General features: G+C 31.7%; 16 protein-coding genes. All 16 read left to right on the top strand.

Annotation, left to right across the window (positions count from 1 at the left end):
- The first annotated feature begins 109 nt into the window (after positions 1-109).
- The 16 genes from recJ (at position 110) to DRZ96_RS08600 (ending at position 17671) form a co-directional block, all read left to right on the top strand.
- Complete coding sequence (gene recJ / locus DRZ96_RS08675) at positions 110-1900, top strand: single-stranded-DNA-specific exonuclease RecJ (protein ID WP_112890343.1); 1791 nt, start codon at positions 110-112, stop codon at positions 1898-1900.
- A complete protein-coding gene (locus DRZ96_RS08670) occupies positions 1884-4031 on the top strand; it encodes a RelA/SpoT family protein (protein ID WP_112890342.1) in 2148 nt (715 codons plus the stop codon). The genes recJ and DRZ96_RS08670 overlap by 17 nt, the downstream gene beginning before the upstream one ends.
- A 4-nt stretch (positions 4032-4035) precedes the next feature.
- Positions 4036-4485 (top strand): D-aminoacyl-tRNA deacylase, encoded by a 450-nt coding sequence (gene dtd, locus DRZ96_RS08665; protein WP_112890341.1) that lies wholly within the window; start codon positions 4036-4038, stop codon positions 4483-4485.
- 8 nt (positions 4486-4493) lie between these two features.
- A complete protein-coding gene (locus tag DRZ96_RS08660) occupies positions 4494-5120 on the top strand; it encodes an MBL fold metallo-hydrolase (RefSeq protein WP_112890340.1) in 627 nt (208 codons plus the stop codon).
- On the top strand, positions 5117-6445 hold the full coding sequence (gene hemZ, locus DRZ96_RS08655) for a coproporphyrinogen dehydrogenase HemZ (protein ID WP_112890339.1): 1329 nt from the start codon (positions 5117-5119) through the stop codon (positions 6443-6445). Before DRZ96_RS08660 ends, hemZ begins: the two co-directional genes overlap by 4 nt.
- 2 nt (positions 6446-6447) lie before the next feature.
- Positions 6448-7983, top strand: a complete 1536-nt coding sequence (locus DRZ96_RS08650; protein WP_112890338.1) for a Mur ligase family protein — start codon at positions 6448-6450, stop codon at positions 7981-7983.
- 143 nt (positions 7984-8126) lie between these two features.
- Positions 8127-9902, top strand: a complete 1776-nt coding sequence (gene aspS, locus DRZ96_RS08645; RefSeq protein WP_112890337.1) for an aspartate--tRNA ligase — start codon at positions 8127-8129, stop codon at positions 9900-9902.
- Positions 9903-9916: 14 nt separating this feature from the next.
- On the top strand, positions 9917-10339 hold the full coding sequence (locus DRZ96_RS08640) for a SoxR reducing system RseC family protein (RefSeq protein ID WP_112890336.1): 423 nt from the start codon (positions 9917-9919) through the stop codon (positions 10337-10339).
- 7 nt (positions 10340-10346) lie between these two features.
- Positions 10347-11165: a hypothetical protein gene (locus DRZ96_RS08635; protein ID WP_112890335.1), complete on the top strand. Its 819-nt coding sequence runs from the start codon at positions 10347-10349 to the stop codon at positions 11163-11165.
- On the top strand, positions 11158-12120 hold the full coding sequence (locus tag DRZ96_RS08630) for a hypothetical protein (RefSeq protein WP_112890334.1): 963 nt from the start codon (positions 11158-11160) through the stop codon (positions 12118-12120). The genes DRZ96_RS08635 and DRZ96_RS08630 overlap by 8 nt, the downstream gene beginning before the upstream one ends.
- 18 nt (positions 12121-12138) lie before the next feature.
- A complete protein-coding gene (locus tag DRZ96_RS08625; protein ID WP_112890333.1) occupies positions 12139-13290 on the top strand; it encodes a TraB/GumN family protein in 1152 nt (383 codons plus the stop codon).
- 205 nt (positions 13291-13495) lie between these two features.
- Positions 13496-14167 (top strand): response regulator transcription factor, encoded by a 672-nt coding sequence (locus DRZ96_RS08620; RefSeq protein WP_070701648.1) that lies wholly within the window; start codon positions 13496-13498, stop codon positions 14165-14167.
- Positions 14151-15587, top strand: coding sequence for an ATP-binding protein (locus tag DRZ96_RS08615; protein ID WP_112890332.1), 1437 nt, complete (start codon positions 14151-14153; stop codon positions 15585-15587). The genes DRZ96_RS08620 and DRZ96_RS08615 overlap by 17 nt, the downstream gene beginning before the upstream one ends.
- A 308-nt stretch (positions 15588-15895) precedes the next feature.
- Positions 15896-16324, top strand: coding sequence for a division/cell wall cluster transcriptional repressor MraZ (gene mraZ, locus DRZ96_RS08610; RefSeq protein ID WP_005956849.1), 429 nt, complete (start codon positions 15896-15898; stop codon positions 16322-16324).
- A complete protein-coding gene (gene rsmH, locus DRZ96_RS08605; RefSeq protein ID WP_112890331.1) occupies positions 16324-17262 on the top strand; it encodes a 16S rRNA (cytosine(1402)-N(4))-methyltransferase RsmH in 939 nt (312 codons plus the stop codon). Before mraZ ends, rsmH begins: the two co-directional genes overlap by 1 nt.
- 1 nt (position 17263) lies before the next feature.
- Complete coding sequence (locus tag DRZ96_RS08600; RefSeq protein ID WP_112890330.1) at positions 17264-17671, top strand: FtsB family cell division protein; 408 nt, start codon at positions 17264-17266, stop codon at positions 17669-17671.

Here is a 17671-nt window from a genome sequence, read left to right as displayed (position 1 = left end):
AATTTTGAAGAACCCCAAGAGGGTTCTTTTTTGTTGACTAAAAACCTATTTGTTTTACCTTAATGATAATTTTTGATATAATTATCTGTATATATAAAGTGGTGATTAAATGGAAAGATGGTTTATAAAAAACAAAAGTGATCCCGGCATCGATTATAAAAAATTAGGCATAAACAATGTTATTTATAAAATTTTACTCAATAGGGAAATAAATACAGAAGAAGACATTAGAGAGTTTTTGGAACCAAGTCTTTCTAACTTAAATTCACCTATTTTGTTAAAGGACATGGTCAAGGCCTCAAATATAATTTTGGGTCACTTGATGAAAAAAAATAAAATTAGAATAATTGGTGACTATGATGTTGATGGTGTGACTTCAACTTATATTCTCTATGAAGGCTTAAGGACTATTGGCGGCGATGTTTCTTACGACATACCTCATAGGGTTGAAGATGGCTATGGAATTAATAATAACTTAATAGATAGGGCCCATGAAGATGGAGTTAAGTGCATTATCACTTGTGACAATGGAATTGCCGCAAGAGATGCAGTAGATTATGCGAAGTCTCTTAATATTGACATTGTAATAACAGACCATCATGAGGTTCCAAAGATTTTAAAAGATGGAAAAGAGATTGAAGTGCTTCCAGAGGCAAGTGCTGTTATAGATCCAAAACAATATGCTTGCTCCTATCCCTTTAAGGAAATTTGTGGTGGAGTTGTTGCCTTTAAACTTATAGAATATTTATTTTTAATTAAGGGAGTGGATAAGGAAGAATTTTATGAAAAGTTCTTACCCTATGCAGCTATAGCAACAGTATGTGATGTAATGCCCCTTACCAATGAAAATAGGATTATAGTCTCAGAAGGACTTAAGCTTTTGAGGACAACCAAAGACCTTGGACTCAATGCTCTTATTGAGGCAGCAGATATAAAAAAAGATGAGATAGATGTTTATCATCTTGGATTTATAATTGGACCTACAATAAATTCTAGTGGAAGGTTAGAATCTGCCAAGGAAGCCCTTGAATTATTCTTGGAAAAAGATTATTCTTTAGCCCTTGAGAAAGCAAAGGAACTTAGGGACCTAAATTATGAAAGGCAAAGACTGACTAGTGATGCCTTTGAAATTATTGATGAGAAGATTCAAAAAGACAATTTACTGAATAAACACAAGGTATTAATAGTTTATGAAGAGGGCTTAAATGAATCAATACTTGGCATTGTGGCTGGAAAGATTAAAGAAAAATACTATAGACCAAGTGTGGTTTTAAGTAATTCCAAAGATTTGATTAAGGGATCTGGCAGAAGTATTGAAGAATATAATATGTTCCAAGAATTTTCTAAATCCAAGGGATACTTAAGTAGTTTTGGAGGCCACAAGATGGCTTGTGGACTGTCTCTGCCTCTAGAAAATCTAGATGATTTTATAAGAGATGTGGATAAAAATGAAAATCTAACTAATGAGGATTTAATAAGAAAAGTTTATATTGATGGAAACTTGGAATTAAAATATATTAGCATGAAACTTGTCAATGATATAGAGTCTCTTGCTCCCTTTGGAAATGGAAACTCTGATCCAAAGTTTGGTGCTAAAAACCTACAGATTAAGTCGCTCAATATCTTGGGGAAAAATAAAAACTTTTTAAAAATGACCTTATCTCAAGATAATATAAATTACACAGGGATATTGTTTGAAGACTCTCAAGTTTTTTTAAATAATTTAGCAAATTCCTATGGCAGGGAAGAAGTTAAGGGTCTTTTAAATGGAAGGCCATCTAATATTTTTATAGATATAGTTTTTAATCTTGATTTAAATAAGTTCAACGGCAATGTTAATATCCAACTAAAGATTAAGAGCTATCGAATCACAGGTGAGAAAAATGTTATTAATAGATGAATTAATTGAAAAAGTAAAATCCTATAATGAAAATGCAGATATAGACCTAATTATGCGTGCCTACAAAATGGCCGAAGAGAACCACAAGGGTCAAAAGAGAAATTCTGGTGAAGATTATATAATTCACCCACTAAATGTCAGCTTAATTTTAGCTGATATGAATATGGATACAGCTACTATTGTCGCTGGACTTCTTCATGATGTAGTAGAAGATACAAAAGTAACTCTTGAGGATGTAAAAAATGAATTTGGTGAAGAAATAGCCGATTTAGTTGACGGTGTTACTAAGTTAAAGAAATTAAACTACAAGAATAAAGAAGAGAAGCAAGCAGAAAACATAAGAAAAATGGTTCTTGCCATGGCAAAGGACATAAGAGTTATTATCGTTAAACTTGCCGACAGACTTCACAACATGAGAACCCTTGAGTACATGACAGATGCTAAAAAGATTGAGAAGGCAACTGAAACTGTGGAAATCTATGCTCCTATAGCAGATAGGCTTGGTATGAGTAGGATTAAGTGGGAACTTGAAGATCTTTCACTTAGGTATCTTGATGAAGAAGGTTACTATGAATTAGTAGATATGGTCAACAAGAGAAGAAACGAAAGAGAAGACTTAATCAACCATATTATAAAACTACTTGAAGACAATTTAAAAAATGTGGGAATAGAATGTGAAATAAAGGGAAGACCTAAGAATTTCTATTCAATATACAAAAAGATGAAGAAAAAGGGCAAAGTTTTTGATGAAATCTATGACCTTTCTGCAGTTAGAATCTTAACTCATTCAGTAAAAGACTGTTATGGTGCCCTAGGTGTTGTTCATACACTTTTTAAACCAATACCAGGTAGGTTTAAGGACTATATTGCCATGCCTAAACCTAACAAGTACCAATCTCTTCATACAACTGTTATTGATAACAATGGAGAAACTTTTGAGGTTCAAATTAGGACTTATGAAATGCACCAAACTGCTGAATATGGTATTGCTGCTCACTGGAAATACAAGGCAGGAGTATCTAAGGAAACAGCTTTTGATGAAAATTTAACTTGGCTAAGACAACTATTAGAATGGCAAAAAGACTTAAATGATCCAGGAGACTTCATGGATACCCTAAAGATCGACTTTTTTGCTGATGAAGTCTTTGTATTTACCCCAAGGGGAGACGTAATAAATCTTCCAGAAGGTTCAACTCCAATCGACTTTGCCTACAGGATACATTCTCAAGTGGGTAACACTTGCGTAGGTGCCAAGGTTAACGGAAGGATAGTCCCTCTCAATTATACCCTACAAAGTGGTAATATAGTCGATGTGATTACAAATCCAAACACAAGCCCATCTCTTGATTGGTTAAAGATAGTTAAGAGTCCTCAAGCACGTAAAAAAATCCAACAATATTTTAAAGTTAAAGACAAGGAAAAGAATATTGAAAGAGGACGAGATGCCATTGAAAGAGAAGTAAAGAAACTTGGCTACGAAACTCACAAGATCTTACGTGACGATTGGCTAGAAGAAGTTAAAGAAAAGTTAAATATGCTTAGTCTTGACGAGATGTATGCAGCTGTTGGTTTTGGAACTATAACTACTGCACAAGTTACTGCTAAGCTACAAGACATTTATAACAAGCATTACAAAAAAGATGATAAAGCCATAGAAGAAATTGTTGAATCTAAAAAAAGATACAACAATCAAGGTATAGAAGTCAAGGGCGTTGACGGTGTAAATGTTAGGATTGCAAAATGTTGTACACCTGTTCCAGGAGACGAAATTGTTGGATATATAACTATAGGAAGAGGGATTTCTGTTCACAGAAAGGACTGCAAAAATCTACAAAACAATGTAGATCCAGAAAGACTTGTAGAAGTTAAATGGGAAAATTCTAACTCTACTAGCTATAGTACATCTATTGAAATTAGGGCCTTTGATAAACCAAATGTTATTCCAGACATTGCAAGTAGGGTCAATGATTCAAGGCTTAGTATGTCCTATTTAAATGCTAAGGTTGTAAAAAATGGAGACGCTGTAATTGATATAACAGTTGAAATAACAGACAGTGAAGAATTAGAAAGACTAATGGAAAAACTAAAAAGGATTAACAATGTCCTTGAAGTTTATAGGATAAAGGCGTGATAAGATGCGAGGAGTAGTTCAGAGAGTAAAGAGAGCCAGTGTATCTGTTGATGATAAGATAATTTCTAAAATTGACAAGGGAATTATGCTTTTACTTGGTATTGAAGCTAATGATGACGAAAAAGATTTAGAATATATAGTAAAAAAAGTTAGCAAACTTAGAATCTTTGATGATGAAGATGGAATCATGAACAAGTCTCTTCTTGATTATGATCTAGAAATTTTAGTGGTGAGTCAATTTACCCTCTATGGAGATGCAAGAAAAGGCAACAGACCATCATATATAAGGTCAGCTAAATTCGATGAGGGAATAATCCTTTATGAGAAATTCATAGAAGAAATGAAGAATTTAGGAATTAAAGTTTCTGTTGGAGAATATGGTGCTGACATGGACGTTGAACTTATAAATGATGGACCAGTTACTATTTTATTAGATTCAAGTAAGGAATTTTAGGTGAAATAATGGAATATAAAATTATTAAATTAGTTGTTGGACAATTACAAGAAAATTGTTTTATTTTATTTGATGAAAACAAGGATGCTTTTGTAGTTGACCCAGGTGGATCAAGTGAAAATATAATAGAAACTATTGAAAAAAATTCTTTGAATATAAAATATATTTTACTAACTCATGGTCATTTTGATCATGTAGGCGCAGTTGCAGCCCTTGTAAAAAAATACAAGGCACCAGTTTATCTTTCAAAAGAAGATAGGGCCTTTTTAGAAAGCCCCAAGGAAGTTAGAGCTTCTGCCTTTGGAATGCAAATTGAAGCAGCTGAAGTAGATGTCTTTGTAAAAGAAGGAGATGAAATTCCTTTCTCAGAAAGTAATATTAAAGTAATTGAGACACCAGGTCACACTCTTGGATCTGTTTGCTATTTATTTGAAAACTATTTATTTGCAGGAGATACACTGTTTAATGGATCCATTGGAAGGACTGATTTCCCAGAATCTGACCACTCCTTAATGGTAGAGTCCTTAAAGAAACTAAAAAAACTTGATGATGAGATTTATGTCCTATCAGGTCATGGTCCTGAATCACAAATCTCCTATGAGAAGATGGCAAACCCATATCTTAGACAGTTATGATTAAGATAGAAAACGAAAGTGAAGCTTTAAGAAAATCTATTTTTGAATTTTTTAGGATGAAGCTTCCAAAAACTTATAAAGATTTAAACTTTAACATTAAAATAAAAATAGAAAATCAAATTATTTTTATTAGTATCTTTGGAGAAAATATAAATACTAGTGGAATGATCAGGCGCCAAGATGAGAAGGCTCATTTTACAATTAAAAGATATTTATTTGATTTATTTTTTGAAGAAGAAAATTTTGATTCAAGCTTTGGAATCCTAACTGGAGTGAGGCCCTTAAAACTTCTAGCAAAAGTTTTTGAGGGCTCTTCCTATGATGAGTCCATGAAAATTTTGTGGGATAGGTACAGGATAGGAAGAGATGAGGGAGATTTTTTGTATAAAATATATAAAAATCAAGAGGAGATTAGGTTTAGCTCTAATATAGACAAATATAATGTCTATGTTCATATTCCCTTTTGTCCATCAAGGTGTCTTTATTGTTCCTTTGATACAACAATAGAGAATAAAGAAAAGATGGATCTCTATACAAAGAATTTAGTTGAGGATATAAATTCTTATAAATTTAATTTTTCTGGAGAAGCAAATTCTATTTACATTGGCGGAGGAACTCCAACGTCAATTGGACTAGATAATCTAGGAAAAATAATTGATTCTATAAATAATAAGTTTGGTCTTACAAGAGAATTTACTGTTGAGTGTGGACGAATTGACAGCCTCAGCCTTGAAATGTTAAAGATGCTTAAGGACAAGGGTGTCAATAGGATTTCTCTTAATCCTCAAACCTTTAACGAAGATGTGATAAATAAATTAAATAGGGTTTCAAATAAAGATTTTGAATTTTGGTTTAAAGCAGCAAGAGAGCTTGGATTTGAAATAATTAATATGGATTTGATTATGGGACTTCCTGGAGAAAATAAAGAAAGTATATTATCTTCAATAGAAAGAGCAATTGAGTTTTCTCCTGAAAATATCACAATCCACACCCTAGCCCTAAAAAATGGTTCCAAACTTTTTGAAAATTCATACCACAATGAAGAAGACTTTGGAAATCTTTTGGAAGAATCAAAAAAATTATTAATAGAAAATAATTATGAGCCCTATTATCTTTATAGGCAGAAAAAATCTGTAATATCATCAGAAAATATTGGCTATGCAAAAAAAGACCACTCATCAATTTATAATATTGTGATGATGGAAGAACTTGAAAATATTATTGGTTTTGGTCTAGGAGCCAGCACAAAGATTTTAAATAAAGATGGAAAGTTTGAGAGAAATTTAAATTCTAAAAACCTTGAAGACTTTTTAAGGAGAAGATAATTTTGAAATTAGGAAAAATTTTAAATAACTTAGACATTGTTGATGCAAACTATGAAATAGATAAAGAAACGGAAATAAAAAATATCGCCTTTCACACAGACGATGTAGTCGAAGGCGGTATTTTTGTTGCCATAAAGGGTTATGTCACAGATGGACATAAATTTATAAAAAAAGCAAAAGAAATGGGAGCAGAAATTGCTGTAGTTGAAGATTATTCTGATGAAGAGATTAAACAAATAAGAGTAAAAAATTCTAGGATTGCTCTTGCAGATATGGCCACAAATTTTTATGAAGATCCATCAAAAGATATGAAAGTAATTGGTATCACTGCAACTAATGGTAAGACAACTACTGCTTTTATGGTTGATTCAATATTAGAAGAAGATGAGAGAAAAACTGGAATGATAGGCACAGTTTTAACAAGATATGATGATGTTATGATTCCCTCTGTACTCACAACTCCAGAATCCTTAACTCTTCAGTCTTACTTTAGGGATATGAAGGATAGTGGCGTAACTGATGTGACAATGGAAGTCTCATCATCTGCCCAAGAACTGTATAGAAATAAGAACATTGATTTTGACATAGTGACTTTTAACAATCTTGGTAGAGAACACATTGATCAACATGGAAGTTTTGATAATTATTTTAGGTTTAAATCAAGACTTATTAGACATGCAAAAGAAGATGCACTTGCAATTTTAAATTCAGATGATGAAAAAATTTATTCTTTGAAAGACAAGACGAAAGCACAAGTCCTTAGCTTTTCACTAGAAAATAATGAAGCTGATTTTGGAATTCAAGACCTTGACCTTTCAACAGGCAAGGGGAAATTTGTTTTTACAATTAATAGGGATATAAGAATAAAAGATTTTATCTTAGAAAAATCTGAATTTGAAATTGAACTGGGATCAGTTGGTTATTCATCAGTGATGAATTCTATTGTTGCAATAATAGTTGCCCTATGTCTTGAAATTAATATAGAAATTATTAAAAAAGCCTTAAAAGATTTTAAAGGAGTGGAGAGAAGATTTGAATTAATCTTTGACGAAGAATTTAAAATCTTAGACGACCACTTTGCCAATGAAAAAAACATTGATGCAACAATGGAAACTTTAAAGGAAATGGACTATAAAAATCTAAACATCCTTTATGCAATTAGGGGCAAAAGAGGGGTTGAAGTAAATCGTGAAATTACAGAAAGACTAGTCAAGTGGATAAAGATTTTAAAACCTAAAAGTATTTCAGCGACTTTGTCAATAGATACTGTCAAGGAAAAGGACAGGGTCACTGATGAAGAACTAAAAGTTTTTAAAGATATTTTAGAAAAAAATAATATTGAGTGTAAAATTTACGAGACTTTAGAAGAATCAGTCAATGAATCAATTGACTTGTTAGAAAATGATGATGTCTTACTCCTTGCAGGCTGCCAAGGAATGGATAAGGGAGCAGGCTTTGTAAAAGAAAAACTTTTGAGAGAAAATAAGGTTAAAGACATAGAAGGTTTTTCTCATAGAATAGACAAGAGAATCTGTTAAAGTTGAATTTTTAAAGGCCTTGTTTTATAATTAAAATAGAATTTTATGGTAAAAAACTATATTAAAGGCTAATCGATTATAAAAATATTAAGGAATAAGCTCCAAACCATTTGAGGCTTGGAGTTTAATTTTTAGGAGGAAATATGGCTGAAAAAATGGGAAATCTCAAAAGAACAAATTATTGTAATGAGATTTCAGAAGATATGATTTCAAAAGAAGTTACCCTAATGGGTTGGGTGGCAAAACAAAGGTCACTTGGATCTATAGTTTTTGTTGATTTAAGAGATAGAAGTGGAATTGCACAAATTGTTTTCGATGATACTTCATCAGATGAACTTTTGGAAAAGGCATCTCACCTTCGTGGAGAATTTGTAATTGCTGTAAAGGGACAAGTTCGTATGAGATCTTCAATTAACGAAGAATTAGAAACTGGTAGGGTTGAAGTCTTAGCAACAGAACTTAAAATCTTAAGTGAATCAGAAGTTCCACCTATTTATGTTAAGGACAATGATAATGTTTCTGAAAACATGAGACTTAAATATAGGACTCTTGATTTAAGAAAGCCAAGTATGCAAAAAAATCTCATGATTCGTTCACAGATTTATAAGATTACTCGTGACTTCTTTTATGAAAACGGATTTATAGAAGTTGAAACTCCTATGCTAACTAAGCCAACTCCTGAAGGAGCAAGGGACTACCTAGTTCCTAGTAGGGTTAATCCTGGAGAATTTTATGCCCTTCCTCAATCACCACAACTAATGAAACAGTTACTTATGGTGGCAGGACTTGATAGATATATTCAAATTACAAAATGCTTTAGAGACGAAGACCTAAGGGCCAATAGACAACCTGAGTTTACTCAAATTGACATGGAACTTAGCTTTGTAGATGAAGAAGATGTAATGAGTCTTAACGAAAGATATCTTCAAAAATTATTCAAAGAAGTAATTAATAAGGACATTGAACTTCCAATTAAAAGAATGAAATACTCTGAAGCAATGGATAGGTTTGGAGTAGATAAACCAGACTTAAGATTTGGTATGGAACTAAAGGATATCTCTGAAATAGTAAAAGATTGTGGCTTTAAGGTTTTTGAAGGAAACACTGAAAAGGGCAAAAGCGTTAGAGGAATTAAAGTTGATGGTGGAAGTGACTTCTACTCTAAGAAGCAAGTTAAAAAATTAGAATCCTTTGTAAAGGACTTTAAGGCTATGGGACTTTCTTGGATAAGAGTTGATGATGAAATTGATTCACCAGTTTCTAAATTCATTTCAGAAGAAAAAATACAAGAAATTATTTCTGCCTTTGATGCAAAAAAAGGAGATTTAGTTTTAATCCTAGCTGATAAAAACTCTGTAGTATTTAGTGGTCTAGGTAACCTTCGTAACAAGATTGCAAGAGACATGGACCTAATAGATGAAGATGACTATAAACTTGTTTGGATAACAGAATTCCCATTATTTGAATATGATGAGGAAGAAGAGAGATATGTTGCAATGCATCATCCTTTCACAAGCCCACTAGATGAGGACGTAGATAAATTAGTAAGTGATAAGGAAAATGCTAGAGCAAAAGCCTACGACATTGTTATCAATGGCGATGAAATGGGTGGAGGAAGTATTAGGATTAACGACCCAGAGGTTCAAGAAAAAATGTTTGAAGCTCTTGGACTTTCAGAAGAAGAAGCTAAAGAAAAATTTGGTTTCCTTCTTGACGCCTTTAAATATGGAGCTCCACCACATGGAGGACTTGCATATGGTCTAGATAGACTTGTAATGTTATTTACAGGAGCTAAGAGCATAAGAGACGTTATAGCCTTCCCTAAGACTCAAGCTGCAACTTGTCTATTAACAGGTGCACCAACAGAACTTACAGAAAAACAATTAGAAGAAGTTCATATCAAGGTAATTGAAGAATAAGAAAAGGTGATTATATGGAAAGCATTGGAATTGTAAGAGCTAAAAGAGAAAACAAAATTTTTGTAGAATTTACTAGAGAAAGTGCCTGCGGAGAATCGTGCGAGGCTTGTAACGCTAAGTGTGCTGAATCAGAACAAGAGCTCTTTGAGTTTAACAATACTATTTCTGCCAAGGTTGGAGATATAGTAAAGATAAAAACCAATGACAAGTCAGTGCTTTCTTATAAATTTTTAGTTTATGGCTTGCCACTCGTTCTATTTATGTCAGCAATTACTATTTCTAATTATTTTTTCAATAAGATGGGTTTAGGAAATAAAGATGTACTTTCTTTAGTAATGGGAATTTTATCCTTTATTCTATCTTTTATTATTCTTAGAAGCATTGACAACAAAAATAGACAAATAAGTGGAGCCAGCATTCTTCTTGAAAAAATGTAGGTGAAAGATGACTAGCAAAAATTGGCAAAAGGTTCTCTATATTTTTTCTATAGTGATCCTAATTTTGTCCTCACTATTTTTTCTATATTCATTAGCTAATAAAAAATTTTCTAACAAATTAATTGCTGAAAATAAAAAGCTAATGGAAGAAATACAAGTCTTGGAAGATAAATCTAAGGATTTGGATAAGGAAATAGATAACTTAGATATAAAGTTTAATTTAAAGTCACAAGATTTTTACGAAAAATATGGCTATCAATTTGAAGCTAATAAAACTGATGAAATAAAAAACATCAAGAAAGATTATGAAGAAAAAAATAAGGCGATTAAGTCTGAAGTAAGGGAAAGACTTAAGGCCTATGGAGCTTTCTTTAATTCAAATATTTATGAAAAAGAAAATTATGACAGGGCCGTTGATGACTTCTTAACTATTAGTAGGGAAAGAAGTCTTGAAAAAAGTAAAAACCTTTATAAGGATTTAGGACTTGATGGTCTTTTTAAAGATGTAGATGGATTTGCATCTTATATATTAAATCAAAATAGCCCTTCTCATGAGTTAAATTTATTTGTATTCTATGCTTCTATATATTCTTCAAGTATCTATAATTTTATGGAAGATGAAAGGGTAAATTTATCTGAAGTCTATGTTGATCTAAATAACTTGTTAAATATTTATAGAGAGATGGAGAAAAAGTCATACAAAACAGGTGACTTGTCTTCAGAAAAACTAGGATATTTAAAAGACTTTCTCGATGAGAAAGTTTCTGAATATTACAAAAATTATGGGATTATTAAGGCCTTAGAGAAGAGTGGTAAAGATGAGTAAAAATATAAAAGCATTTTTTTCTTTTGTTTTTATTATTCTAAGTTTAATACTTTTTTATCTTGGTTTTTCAAATTTAAAAAAAATGGAGTCTTCATATTTTAATTTAACTAGGGAAAACTCTTCTTTAATAGACAAAAAAGACAAAAGTGAAGATAAGTTAAAAAACCTAAGTCAGGATATAAACTTGAAGAATACAAAACTTGAAGTCATTGAGAATGAACTAGAGAAGTTTAATGTTTTGAAAAATAAATCCGCAGAGATAGAAAGCCTAAATAAGGAATTGGAAGATTCAAAAATTTCATTTGAAGAAAATAAAAGTTTTAAGTCTTTTGAATTATCAAGAGAAAAAACAAATTCCTACCTTCCTCTTAATGGAAACTTTATAGATAAGGACTTAAGTATGGAGGACATTGAAGATAATTTATCTATTCTGCCATTTTTTATAGATTCATATTATACTTACAACTTAAATAAATCTATAGGAAAGCACAATATCAAGGCTTATGAGAATCTTGGACTTGTAGACTATTTATTAAATGGTGATAATTATTTACTTAAGTCCATTTTATTAAATGACTCTTCAAAGATTTCCAGGTTAAAGGATGAAAAAGATTCAATTTTAAAAAAAGAAGAAAATCTATTAGAAGTGTCTGAAAATATTTATGGTGTAAATACAAATTTTAGAAATAAAAATTTGACTGATGATAATTCTTCAAAAGATAAGGAAGAGAATGACAGCCAAGAAGACATATTAAATGCCCTTTGTCTTGATATTTTAAACTCATCAATTAATTATTTAAAGGGATATGAAATAATAAACGAAGATGGACTTAATAAGTTTAAAGCAAATGACAAAATACTTATGACAGAAAAAATTGAAGAAAAGAAATTAACTACAAATTATTATAGGGGTGTAGATGAAAAAGCCTACACCATAAGTGAAGAAAAAGAATAAACTCTTTTTAGGAGAAAAATGAAGGAACAATTAATTAGAATAGATTACCAAGGAAAGGAAATTATTTTAATACCTACGGCTCACGTTTCTCAAGAAAGTGTTAATTTAGTCAGGGAAACTATAAAAGAAGAAAATCCTGACTCAATTTGCATTGAGCTTGATGACCAAAGGTATAAAAATTTAAAAAATCCTGAGGCTTGGAAAAATACAAATATTATAGATATTATAAAGGAGAAGAAGGTTACGCTTTTAATTGCTAACCTCATCCTTTCATCATATCAAAAAAATATTGCAAAAAAACTAAAGACAAAACCTGGACAAGAAATGATGGAAGGTATGAAGGCTTCCGAAGAGATGGGAATTAATTTGGTCCTAGCTGATAGAAGTATCCAAACAACTTTTATGAGAATTTGGAGAAAGATGGGATTCTTTGAAAAAATAAAATTATTCTTCTCACTAATGTCTATTGATGACGATGAAGATGTGTCTGAAGAAGACCTTCAAAGATTAATCGAAAGAGACAATCTTGAGCTTGCCATAGAAGATATGGGTAAGGACTACCCTCAAATTGCAGCGACTCTTTTACATGAAAGAGATAAGTATCTTGCTTACAATATTAAAAATGCTCCAGGTAATAAAGTTGTAGCAATCCTTGGTGCTGCTCATACTCCAGGAGTTGAAGAAGAGGTCTTTAAGGACCAAGACATAGAAGAACTTGATAAGGTTCCACCAAAGTCTTTTATGGGAAAACTGCTTCCTTGGATTATACCAGCCCTAATTGTAATTTTAATTGTACTGGGCTTTAAGCAAAGTATGGATACAGGATTTTCACAAATAAAATCTTGGTTTATATTTAACTCTGTCTTTGCAGCAATCTTTACAGCCCTATGTCTTCCACATCCACTCAGTGTTTTAACAGCTTTTGTTGCTGCTCCTTTTACTTCAATCAACCCTGTACTTGCTTGTGGTTGGTTCGCAGGTTTAGTTGAAGCAAGCCTAAAGAAGCCAACAGTTGAGGACGTAAATAATATTCCAGATGATATCTTTAATATTAAGTCATGGATCCACAACAAGTTTTTGAAGGCCTTATTAGTTGTAATCCTTGCTAACCTAGGTTCATCAATTGGAACTATCATAGCTGGATCAAAAATTATTCAAAGTATAATTTAATAAAAATTTACAAGTCTGTAAGATTTTGATGTGTACATATCATCTTCTTGCAGGCTTTTTTATTTTTCATTTAATAAAAAAGATTTGCACAAAATTTTTTGCTTATTGATATAATTGAGTAAATATAAATAAATTATAAGATGAGGCTTAACAAAGTCTTCATCAAAAATTCACAAATTATTATTATAATGAAGTTGGTGATAAAATGTTTAAAATTTTAGTAGTGGATGATGAAAAAAGCATAAGAGAAGTTATAAGAACCTACGCAGAGTTTGAAGGTCACGAAGTAGTTGAAGCTGTAGATGGTCTTGATGCTATAGATAAGGTTAAAGAAGAAGACTTCGATGTAATTGTCATGGATATAATGATGCCAAGACTTGATGGCTTTTCATCCTACAAGGAAATAAAAAAGATAAAAAATATTCCTGTCTTAATGCTATCAGCAAGGAGCGAGGAATATGATAAATTATTTGGATTTGAAATTGGAATTGATGATTATGTCACAAAACCTTTTTCTCCAAAGGAATTAATGGCAAGGCTAAATGTTATTGTAAATAGAAATAACAAGGTTGAAGAAAATCAAGCCATGGAATTTGAGGGGCTAAAAATTGACTTAGATGGTCGTGTCGTTTTTGTAGATGATGAAATAGTAGACCTTACTCCAAAGGAATATGACCTCTTGGTTTACATGGTAAAAAATAAAAATATTGCCCTATCTCGTGATAAGCTCCTAAATCAAGTGTGGGGTTATGATTTTTATGGGGAAGATAGGACAGTTGATACTCATATAAAGATGCTTAGAAACTCTATAAAAGAATATAGAAAATTTATTATTACAGTAAGAGGAGTGGGATACAAGTTTGATACGAGAAATTAAAGAAGTGAAGAGGATAAAAATTGATAAAAACAGCATATTATTTAAGCTGTGGAAGTATTTTGTCTTTTTTGCTGGACTAATCTTAATTTCTATTTGGCTCTTTCAAACAGTATTTCTTTCTAGTTTTTATGAAACAATGAAAATTCGTGAAGTCACAAAGGTTGGTAACGAACTTAGGAGTGAATACAAGTCTCAAGATTTTGAAACTAAACTTTCAAACTATGCCAACACTAAGGGACTTGAGATAAAAGTTCTCGATGAAAATGGTGCTTGGGTCTTTCCCTTAAGACTTTTTGATGAGTTTGTAGAAAGACCAAGGATGATTTGGGAAAATTTTGATAAATTTTTTGGATCCTTAAGTAGAGACAATAGAACTTATAAAATTTATACAGTTAGGTATGAAAATCTTAAGGACCCATCAATAATTTATGCAGGCTATCTTGGAAAAACTGATGGAGAAGACTATTACCTCTATATAAATTCAGTTTTGAAGCCAGTGGATGCAACAGTTGATGTAATTAGAAGGATTCTTATAATAATTTCTTTCTTGTCACTGATTTTTGCATCCATCACAGCATATTTTGTATCGAAAAGACTTTCAAGACCTCTTGTTAGGATGTCAAATACTGCCAAGGAGCTTGCCAAGGGTGACTACAAGGTTCAATTTAGGAAGGGCGAATACACAGAAATTGACGATTTGTCCAATACTCTTAACTATGCAAAAAATGAACTTACAAAGACAATAGAAATGAGAAAAGATCTTGTGGCCAATGTCAGTCATGACTTAAAGACCCCTTTGACAGTTATAAAGTCCTACGGTGAAATGATTAGAGATATATCAGGTTCCAACGAAGTCTTGAGAAACAAACACTTGGAGACAATAATTAGTGAGGCCGACAAGCTAACAGCTCTTGTAAATGACTTGTTAGACTTGTCAAAGATCGAATCTAACTTGGAAGAGATAAAGAAAGAGGAATATGATCTTAGAGAATCTGTGGAAGAAGTCCTGGATAGGTTTAAGATTAATAAGGATTTTGCAAAATACAAATTTACTATTGAGGCTTCTGGAGATACAAGAATTTTAGCTGATAGGTCTAAAATAAACAGGGTAATTTATAATTTAATTAACAATGCCATAAATTATTCACCAGTCAATAAGGAAATAAAATTAGTCATAAAGGGCGACGAAAATAAAACTGAATTTCACTGTATTGATAGGGGAATAGGAATTAGCGAAGAAGATGTAAAGGGAATATGGGATAGGTTCTATAGGGTTCGTGACAACCACACAAGACCTGAAATAGGAACTGGTCTTGGACTTTATATTGTGAAGACAATAATGGAGCTTCATGGATTTGATTATGGAGTTCATTCAAAATTAGGACAAGGATCTGATTTTTATTTCATTGGAAGAAAATAATTTTATAAAAAGATTTAATCGACTAGAGATAGTCGATTTTTTTTGTGCAAAAATTTATTTTTTGCAATTAATTATAAATTTACTTTTAAGATTGATTATTAAAAAAATTAGAAATTCGTTTTACTGACAAGAAAAATTGTATTTTATGAAAACATTATTTATTATAAATAAAAATTTAGGGCCTATAGTCCTATTTTGTTAAAACTAATTAAAAGACTAGAATATGGGGACTTTGTGTAGTAAAATTAACTTAAGTGGAACAAAGTGGAGTAAAAAATAGTTAAAATGGAATAAAGTGGAGAATATTTATGTTAATTGGTGAATTCAGACACAATCTCGACCCCAAGGGAAGAGTAACAATTCCATCAAAGTTTAGAGAAGACCTTTCATCATTTGTTATGACTAAGGGTCTAGATGACTGTCTATTTTTATATCCAAGTGACCAATGGGAAAAAATTGAGAATAAACTAAAGGAACTTCCAATGACTAACAAGGCTGTTAGGTCTTTTGTGAGAACCTTTTTCTCAGGTGCCGTTGACTGTGAACTTGATAAGCAGGGACGTGTATTAATTGGAGAGCACCTAAGAGAATATGCAGACCTTATTGACAAGTGCGTAATAATAGGTCTTTCAAATAGGGCGGAAATTTGGTCAGAAGAAAACTGGAATAAGTACAATGAAGAAGAAGCTCTATCCTATGAAGAGCTTGCTGAAAAAATGTCGGAGTTGGGAATATAATGGAATTTGCACACAAAAGTGTTCTTTTAAATGAGACAATTGAAGGATTAAATGTTAGAGAGGGAAAGATTTACCTCGATGGAACTCTTGGTGGTGCAGGTCATAGCCGTGAAATTCTTAAAAAATTAAAGGGGACTGGACTTTTAATTGGCATTGATCAAGACACAGAAGCTCTTGAAGTTGCTAAAGATAGACTTTCAGCATATAAAAACGTAGAATTTTTTAACTTAAATTACATAGATTATGAAAAAGCTCTTGATGAACTTGGAATTGATAAGATTGATGGAGTCTTACTTGATATTGGAGTTTCCTCCTATCAATTTGATAATCCAGAGAGAGGCTTTTCTTATAGGTTTGATGCTCCACTTGACATGAGAATGGACCAAAACCTTGAAATTTCTGCAAGAGATATTGTAAATAACTACAGTGAAAGCGAAATTACAAGAATTATAAAGGAATATGGAGAAGAGAAGTGGGCAGCAAGGATTGCCAAATTCATTGTAGATGAGAGAAAGAACAAGGAAATTGAAACTACTTTTGAACTTGTTGAAACTATAAAAAAAGCTATTCCTGCAGGTGCTAGAAGAAATGGACCCCATCCAGCCAAAAGAACTTTTCAGGCTTTAAGAATTGAAGTTAATAAAGAGCTTGAAGTTCTAAAAGATTCTATTGAAAGATTTGTAACAAGACTTAACCCAGGTGGAAGAATTGCAATTATAACTTTTCATTCACTAGAAGACAGAATAGTAAAAAATTCCTTTAAATATTTGGAAAAAGATTGTATCTGTCCTCCATCTGCACCAATTTGTACTTGTGACAAGAAAAAAGAAATTAAAATTATAACAAGAAAGCCTATAACTGCAAGTGAAGACGAGTTAAAAGAAAACAACAGGTCTCATTCAGCCAAATTAAGGATTGCCGAAAAATTAGAGGTGTAAAATGGCAAAAAGATTAACTAAAAATCCAAATAAAAGTTATAATATATATAGAAATCAACTTTTAAAAAACAAGCCTTTTATTTTGACTATGGCAATTGTCATTATGGTATTTGCAGCTGTACTCATTATGTATTCACAGATTGCAGGTCTTGACAGGGAAATCCTTAAGCAAAAGGCTGAAATTGAAGAATTAAATAAAACAAAAACAACTCTTGTAGGCGATATTAAAGCTGTAAAATCATCTGCTCAGATAGCAGAAGAAGCAATGTATAAGCTTGGTATGGTTTATCCTTCTGAAGACCAAATAGTTTACATTGATTCAGGGGAAGAAGAAAATTTGGCAGACATTAACTACAACGTATTTTTGAGTCCAATTGTCTCTGTCCTTAGGTCTTTTACAAGAGATTAG

Origin of the sequence: Peptoniphilus harei, assembly GCF_900454685.1 — a bacterium.
Classification (GTDB): domain Bacteria; phylum Bacillota; class Clostridia; order Tissierellales; family Peptoniphilaceae; genus Peptoniphilus_A; species Peptoniphilus_A harei.
This window is presented reverse-complemented; position numbering and strand designations above follow the sequence as displayed.

Coding starts and splice junctions, on each gene's coding strand:
- DRZ96_RS08670 (WP_112890342.1), top strand. CDS start 1,884: ATGTTATTAATAGATGAATTAATTGAAAAAGTAAAATCCTATAATGAA.
- DRZ96_RS08630 (WP_112890334.1), top strand. CDS start 11,158: ATGAGTAAAAATATAAAAGCATTTTTTTCTTTTGTTTTTATTATTCTA.
- rsmH (WP_112890331.1), top strand. CDS start 16,324: ATGGAATTTGCACACAAAAGTGTTCTTTTAAATGAGACAATTGAAGGA.
- dtd (WP_112890341.1), top strand. CDS start 4,036: ATGCGAGGAGTAGTTCAGAGAGTAAAGAGAGCCAGTGTATCTGTTGAT.
- hemZ (WP_112890339.1), top strand. CDS start 5,117: ATGATTAAGATAGAAAACGAAAGTGAAGCTTTAAGAAAATCTATTTTT.
- DRZ96_RS08620 (WP_070701648.1), top strand. CDS start 13,496: ATGTTTAAAATTTTAGTAGTGGATGATGAAAAAAGCATAAGAGAAGTT.
- recJ (WP_112890343.1), top strand. CDS start 110: ATGGAAAGATGGTTTATAAAAAACAAAAGTGATCCCGGCATCGATTAT.
- DRZ96_RS08625 (WP_112890333.1), top strand. CDS start 12,139: ATGAAGGAACAATTAATTAGAATAGATTACCAAGGAAAGGAAATTATT.
- aspS (WP_112890337.1), top strand. CDS start 8,127: ATGGCTGAAAAAATGGGAAATCTCAAAAGAACAAATTATTGTAATGAG.
- DRZ96_RS08660 (WP_112890340.1), top strand. CDS start 4,494: ATGGAATATAAAATTATTAAATTAGTTGTTGGACAATTACAAGAAAAT.
- mraZ (WP_005956849.1), top strand. CDS start 15,896: ATGTTAATTGGTGAATTCAGACACAATCTCGACCCCAAGGGAAGAGTA.
- DRZ96_RS08600 (WP_112890330.1), top strand. CDS start 17,264: ATGGCAAAAAGATTAACTAAAAATCCAAATAAAAGTTATAATATATAT.
- DRZ96_RS08635 (WP_112890335.1), top strand. CDS start 10,347: ATGACTAGCAAAAATTGGCAAAAGGTTCTCTATATTTTTTCTATAGTG.
- DRZ96_RS08640 (WP_112890336.1), top strand. CDS start 9,917: ATGGAAAGCATTGGAATTGTAAGAGCTAAAAGAGAAAACAAAATTTTT.